We start from the raw sequence: 4292 nt of genomic DNA, 5'->3' as shown, positions 1-4292 counted from the left end.
TTCCCACCCAACTATCACTCGGCGGGTGCGAGACCCGACATCTCAAATATCTCTCTGGCCACGGACCCCTCCGTGGTCCTTCGTCGTTGTCTGGACCTCTCACCCCTCGCCGTGCCCTCCGCGTGCCCCAACTCGCAGGAACTCCCTGGCCGGAGGGCTGTTCGCGCATCACTTGCACCACACGAGCCCCCGCCGGTCTCGCGTCGCGAGACACGTCCTCGATGACCTGCGTCACACCGCTGCCTCCGTCGCGTGAATTCGCTTTCCAAAAGGGGCGGTTGGTCGGAGGGGTTGGCTCAGGCCCTCGACGGGTCCGCCTAGTCCTCTTTCCCCGCCAACGGTGCTCGCGACGAGAGTGCCACGCCTCTCAGCGGGACAGGCTCCACACACCGGTCCCCACTGATGCAAGTCTCGAAGAGAGCGGCGCACCGGGACTCGGGGGCGGCCTGGTCCAGCCGTGCCAGTGAGATGGCCACTGAGATCACCGTTGAGCTGACCATCTCGTCAGGAGGTTCCCACGGGTGCCGGTGGATGAAGGCAGTGACCCTGGGCAGAACACTCCGGCAGAACGGCCGGGCAGCGCCGGTCCTGCCGTTCACGTGTGGGCCACGGCCAGCCCACCATGCCTTCCCGCTGAGGCGGCCGCCACCGTCGAGGCCATCGTGCGGGCTGTGCACCATGGCGATGACGCTCGTATCCGGATCCTGTTGGCAGCCTTGGTCGACATCGCCGACACCGAGGTTCTCCTCCACCTGCGGGAGCGGCTTCGCGAACGACCGCAATGACGGTCAGGCGCTGCGGAACAGACGTGTAGCGAGCGCGGGGCTGGCCGCGCCGCCTTGCCGTGGACGCCCCCGAGACCGCCATGGAACCCTGCGAGCTGCTGATCCCTTCGGGAGGGCGCTGCTGACACACCCCGTAGGCTCACGCCCGCCTGGACTGCACGTCGCAGCTGGCGGACGCTCCTGCTCCCGAAACGCTGCACTCGGGGGGAATCAATATCTATCCCCGCGGTCAGAGAGTTTAATGGACCCCGCAGGGAGAGTTTTTCCGCACCGCACACGATGGAGATATTTAACGCACACGAACCGCTGCAGCGTGCTACTGTCGGTCTCGGTTGCAGTTTTGGTACCCAAAAACTTCAAGCGCTCCAGTCGGCCTCCGCGCCACATTCGAGTGCTTCATATTTCCGGTCATTTTCCGGCGGGGCATCATCGCGGCGACACGGTGTCCGTATGGTGCGGATGCTGGTGTACTGCCCCAAAGGAGATATGACATGGCATCTGGCACCGTGAAGTGGTTCAACGCGGCCAAGGGCTTCGGCTTCATCGAGCAGGACGGTGGCGGCGACGACGTCTTCGCCCACTTCTCGAACATCGCCGCCCAGGGCTTCCGCGAGCTGCTGGAAGGCCAGAAGGTCACCTTCGACATCGCGCAGGGCCAGAAGGGCCCGACGGCCGAGAACATCGTTCCCGCCTGACGCTGACGCGCATTTCGTAGCTGGGGCCCGCATCCCTCGGGGTGCGGGCCCCAGCTGCACGCATTTCCCGCAGTGGTGTCACCTGCGGGATGAAGTATTTCAGGGTTACAGCCTGCTCGGCACTTCACCCCACTCGATTTCTTGATTTCGCGTCCCCGTGACGCCACCTCATCTCAGCGCATGCGCCCGTACAGAATCTCTGTTGGCCAAAGTCGCTTTCGCATTCCATTCGGCCCGTTCTTGTGATTCCCTGCGCTGCGTTTCGCAGCGGGAATTCCTTGATACGCGCCGCATCAAGGAAAGGTTCTGAATGAACCGCACACGTACGAACGACCGTTCCTCTCGCACCCGCAGCCGCACCAGCAGCCCCGCTTTCGGCGCTGCCGCCGGTTCGGAGCGGGGCAGCCGCTTCAGCTCGTCGGCCCCGAGCCGTTCCGGAGGTCCGCGCCGCTCGGGCGGCTACGGCCGCCGACCCGCAGCGGTACAGGGCGAGTTCGCTCCGCCGAAGACCATCACTCCCGCGCTGCCCGCCGTCGAGGCCTTCGCCGACCTCGACATGCCGGCGGAGCTGCTTGCTGCCCTAGGCGCGCAGGGCCTGAGCGTGCCGTTCCCGATCCAGGGAGCCACCCTGCCCAACACCCTCGCAGGCCGCGACGTCCTCGGCCGCGGACGGACCGGCTCCGGTAAGACCCTCGCCTTCGGCCTCGCCCTGCTGGCCCGCACCGCTGGGCAGCGCGCCGAGCCCCGCCAGCCCCTCGCCCTGATCCTCGTCCCCACCCGCGAGCTGGCACAGCAGGTGACCGACGCCCTCACCCCGTACGCCCGCGCCGTGAAGCTGCGCCTGACCACGGTCGTCGGCGGCATGTCGATCGGCAAGCAGGCCGGAGCGCTGCGCGGAGGCGCCGAGGTCGTCGTGGCTACGCCCGGCCGGTTGAAGGACCTCATCGACCGTGGCGAATGCCGGCTTAACCAGGTCGCGATCACCGTCCTGGACGAGGCCGACCAGATGGCCGACATGGGCTTCATGCCGCAGGTCACCGCCCTCCTGGACCAGGTGCGTCCCGAGGGGCAGCGGATGCTTTTCTCCGCCACCCTCGACCGCAACGTCGACCTGCTGGTGCGCCGCTACCTGACCGACCCCGTCGTGCACTCGGTGGACCCCTCGGCCGGTGCGGTGACGACGATGGAGCACCACGTGTTGCACGTCCACGGCGCCGACAAGCACCGGACGACGACGGAGATCGCGGCGCGCGAGGGCCGGGTGATGATGTTCCTGGACACCAAGCACGCCGTCGACCGGCTGACCCAGGACCTGCTGAACAGCGGTGTCCGGGCCGCCGCCCTGCACGGCGGGAAGTCGCAGCCCCAGCGCACGCGCACCCTCGCCCAGTTCAAGACCGGACACGTGACCGTACTGGTCGCGACGAACGTGGCGGCGCGCGGCATCCACGTCGACCACCTCGACCTCGTCGTCAACGTCGACCCGCCCACCGACCACAAGGACTACCTCCACCGCGGCGGCCGCACCGCCCGCGCCGGCGAGTCCGGCAGCGTCGTCACCCTCGTCACTCCCAACCAGCGCCGCGACATGACCCGCCTCATGCAGGCCGCCGGCATCACACCGCAGACCACCCAGGTCCGCTCCGGCGAAGAGGCACTGAACCGGATCACCGGCGCCCAAGCCCCCTCCGGCATCCCCGTCGTCATCACCGCACCCGTCGTCGAACGCGCCAAGCGCAGCACGGCCTCCCGCGGCAGGCGACGGCCCGCTTCGACGGTCCGGCGCGTGAGCGTGCGGCAGTCCGCCTTCGATGCGGCGGCCTGAGAAGCACGTGATCAGGAAACTGACCCATCTCTGCAGGAGGCACGTTTTGACGCTGGTCCAGATGCAGCCCCGCTCGGCGAACGCCCACCCTGTGCACCGGACGGTGGACGAGGCGATGGAGGCGGCCGGTCCACAGGTCTGTGACGACATGACAGTCGAGGTGGCTCTGGCCGTCATGGCCAGTGCCCGCGCGGGTCATCTGCTCGTCTGCGACGAGGACGGCTTGTGCACCGGACTGGTCACCCAGGCCAGGCTCGCCACCGTCCGCGACAGCGCGGCGTACACGGACCAGGTCCGTATCCGCGACCTCCTGGGAGACCGCGGGCCGGTTACCTCGCCCTTGACCACGATGGCCGAAGCCGAGCACGCGATGCGCTACCGCCGGCTCGATGCCCTGCCGGTCGTCGATGAGCAGGGCAGTGCTCTGGGCGTCCTCGCCCTTGCCCGCTGAACCGCCTCACCGCGGCACGACCATCCCCCTTTCTTCTTCCTGTGAGGCAACATGCGCTGTGTCATCGCCCGTTTCCCGTTCGACCTGACCAAGAGCGGTGTCCTGGAGTCGATGAAGGGCGTCAAGCCCGAGCAGGTCGTCGGCGAGTCCGTGATCATCGGGCGCCGTACCTACCCCGTCAAGCAGGTCGGTCAGGTCATCACGCGCCAGGACCGCCGCGACTTCAGCGCCGGTGAAGTCCTCCGGGCCATGACCCAGCTCGGGTTCACCTGCCGCGGCCTCCCCCGGGCCGCCGCGCCCAGGCGCGTCCTCAGCCCGCTCCAGCAGGCTTCCGCGATGCTCGGCATCCCGGTGACCGTCTGACGGACAGGACCGGCGCGAGCCGACACCCGAACAGCGAGGAGGGGCCCCCCCCCGCCCCCCCCGGGGGGGCCCCCCCCCCCCCCCCGGGGGGGGGGCGGGGGGGGGCGGGGGGGGGGGGGGGTGTTATCGCCCCGGGTGGCCGGGCCGAGCTCCCCCGGCGAGACGCGGGGCAA

Annotated in this window: 4 protein-coding genes; all 4 read left to right on the top strand. The window is 68.7% G+C overall.

Going from position 1 to position 4292, the window contains the following annotated elements; translation table 11 throughout:
• Nucleotides 1-1276 precede the first annotated feature (1276 nt).
• The 4 genes from ACFXA3_RS32950 to ACFXA3_RS32935 all read left to right on the top strand — a co-directional run bounded on the left by ACFXA3_RS32950 (nt 1277) and on the right by ACFXA3_RS32935 (nt 4119).
• The gene (locus ACFXA3_RS32950; RefSeq protein ID WP_030647895.1) at nt 1277-1480 is read left to right on the top strand and encodes a cold-shock protein; all 204 of its coding nucleotides are present in this window, start codon (nt 1277-1279) and stop codon (nt 1478-1480) included.
• A gap of 310 nt (nt 1481-1790) precedes the next feature.
• Complete coding sequence (locus ACFXA3_RS32945) at nt 1791-3305, top strand: DEAD/DEAH box helicase (protein ID WP_385192874.1); 1515 nt, start codon at nt 1791-1793, stop codon at nt 3303-3305.
• Between the two features lie 46 nt (nt 3306-3351).
• The gene (locus ACFXA3_RS32940) at nt 3352-3756 is read left to right on the top strand and encodes a CBS domain-containing protein (RefSeq protein ID WP_383934380.1); all 405 of its coding nucleotides are present in this window, start codon (nt 3352-3354) and stop codon (nt 3754-3756) included.
• A gap of 51 nt (nt 3757-3807) precedes the next feature.
• Entirely contained in the window at nt 3808-4119 is a 312-nt protein-coding gene (locus ACFXA3_RS32935; RefSeq protein ID WP_189743750.1) for an SCO5918 family protein, read from the top strand.
• The last annotated feature ends 173 nt before the right edge of the window (nt 4120-4292 follow it).

The organism is Streptomyces sp. NPDC059456, from assembly GCF_042750055.1.
In the GTDB taxonomy this organism is placed as follows: Bacteria; Actinomycetota; Actinomycetes; order Streptomycetales; family Streptomycetaceae; genus Streptomyces.
The sequence above is the reverse complement of the archived record's forward strand: the minus strand, read 5'-3'. Positions and strand labels throughout refer to the sequence as shown.

Excerpts from the sequence above, each read along its gene's own strand:
- ACFXA3_RS32935 (WP_189743750.1), top strand. The coding sequence starts at position 3,808 with ATGCGCTGTGTCATCGCCCGTTTCCCGTTCGACCTGACCAAGAGCGGT.
- ACFXA3_RS32950 (WP_030647895.1), top strand. The coding sequence starts at position 1,277 with ATGGCATCTGGCACCGTGAAGTGGTTCAACGCGGCCAAGGGCTTCGGC.
- ACFXA3_RS32945 (WP_385192874.1), top strand. The coding sequence starts at position 1,791 with ATGAACCGCACACGTACGAACGACCGTTCCTCTCGCACCCGCAGCCGC.